The sequence below is a fragment of the Mesorhizobium sp. M0045 genome (genome assembly GCF_040323385.1).
Taxonomy (GTDB): domain Bacteria; phylum Pseudomonadota; class Alphaproteobacteria; order Rhizobiales; family Rhizobiaceae; genus Mesorhizobium.
Genome location: NZ_JAMYUY010000065.1, coordinates 1 through 1716, shown reverse-complemented (window position 1 = coordinate 1716; position 1716 = coordinate 1). Strand labels below are relative to the sequence as shown.

Genomic DNA, 1716 nt, shown 5'->3' with positions numbered 1-1716 from the left:
CCGATGTCCTCACCAGGATCGTCAATGGCCACCCGAACAGCCAGATCGACGACCTGCTGCCCTGGGCCTACATCCCGGCTCCCGAACTCAGGGCCGTGGCCTGAGAACAGCGCTTACGTGAGAGCAATACTTTTCTCGATTTAACCGCAGCCCCGCTGGTCGCTGTCGCACATGCGCGAGCTTGTGCCGACTGTCAACGTGCGGCGTGGACCGGGCCGGCCTACACTGCTCGATCGCAGAGACAAGACCACCGAAATTGACGCGCTCACCTACGCCGACACGAACGGGCGCGTGCGCCAGGTCGATGAGGCGCTGTACGACACCTTCGTGCGACCGGCATCGCAAGATCCGTCTTGGCGCAAAAGGCTGGAAGCGCACAGTAGTAGCGGCGGCCGAATTGCCGCCGAACCTGGGCAGGCGGTCTCGCCGCTGCGTTCGAATCCGGCGAGCTACTCCATCCAGAGGCGGGATTCGGTGCCGCCCGCTGGAAAGCGTCCTCAATCCGAAGCGGTCCTGCTCGTTTCAATCAGGCGTATGCATCTTCACGACCCGAAGTACAGGCCGTCGTCCACGCGACCCACTCCAGGCCACTGATCTGGCTCCTTGCAGGCCACAAGTGTGTGTCATGCTGGCGCCATTTCAAACTGCACCGCTTTATGACTCATCTGTTTCAGCGGGCGGCGAAGATTGGCGCCAAGCTCACTATTTCATGCCTCATTCTTTAAGGAATAGTGGGCCTATAATTTTAAATCCGAGGTCTTGGATCGACGGCTGAAGCGGCTCGGCGGCGCATCCAAGAAAGGGGTTGATGCAATATGACAAACATCGGAACTCTCCGAGATCTGCAACGCGAGGCAACCGGGTGGCGCCGCTATCTCCATGAAAATCCAGAGCTGGACTATCGGTTGCAGAACACCGCGAGATTCGTGACCGAGAAACTGGCTTCATTCGGTATCAATCACATTGAAACGGGGATCGCTGAAACCGGCATCGTTGCATTGATCCAAGGCGAGAGCGGAGTGGGGCCGACGATCGGATTGAGGGCGGACATGGATGCCCTGCCAATCGTTGAAGCGTCAAACAAGCCCTGGTCGTCGAAAATACCGGGCAACATGCATGCATGCGGCCATGATGGTCACACGGCCATGCTGCTGGGCGCAGCAAAACACCTTGCGGCTAAGCGAAAGTTCAAGGGGGCCGTCGCCTTGATCTTTCAGCCAGCAGAAGAAGTGGAACTACCATCGGGGGGCCAAAGGATGGTCCAGGAAGGGATCATGGACCGTTTCGGCATATCCCAGGTTTTTGGGATGCATATCCAGCCGGGGATGGAAGTCGGAACATTTGGCATCTGCGATGGCCCAATCATGGGGTCGCAGGACGACTTTGATATCATCGTCAAGGGCAAGGGCGGCCATGCGGCAGAGCCGCATCAGACCGTCGATCCCGTTGTTATTGCAGCACAGATCATCCTTGGTCTACAAACCTTGGTCTCGCGTAGGACGGACCCCTTGGAGTCGCTGGTGATTTCCGTCACAAAGTTGAACGCCGCACAGGCCTACAACATCATTCCCGATCACGCTGAAATTTCCGGAACTGTCCGGACCCTGTCATCCAGACTGCAAGACTTCGCTGAACGAGAAGTTCTGACCGCCGCCCAAGGCATTGCGCGCGGATTCGGTGCGGATGTCGAGTTCAAATATCTTCGTTCGGTCCCGG

Annotated in this window: 2 protein-coding genes; both read left to right on the top strand. The window is 57.9% G+C overall.

The features are described 5' to 3' along the window. Positions 1 to 104, top strand: a 104-nt coding sequence (locus tag NKJ72_RS30870; protein ID WP_352480793.1) for a transposase domain-containing protein, incomplete at its 5' end; no start/stop codon positions are given. Positions 105 to 815: 711 nt separating this feature from the next. Beyond that, the coding region (locus NKJ72_RS30865) for a M20 metallopeptidase family protein (protein ID WP_352480792.1) at positions 816 to 1716 on the top strand (901 nt) is incomplete at its 3' end.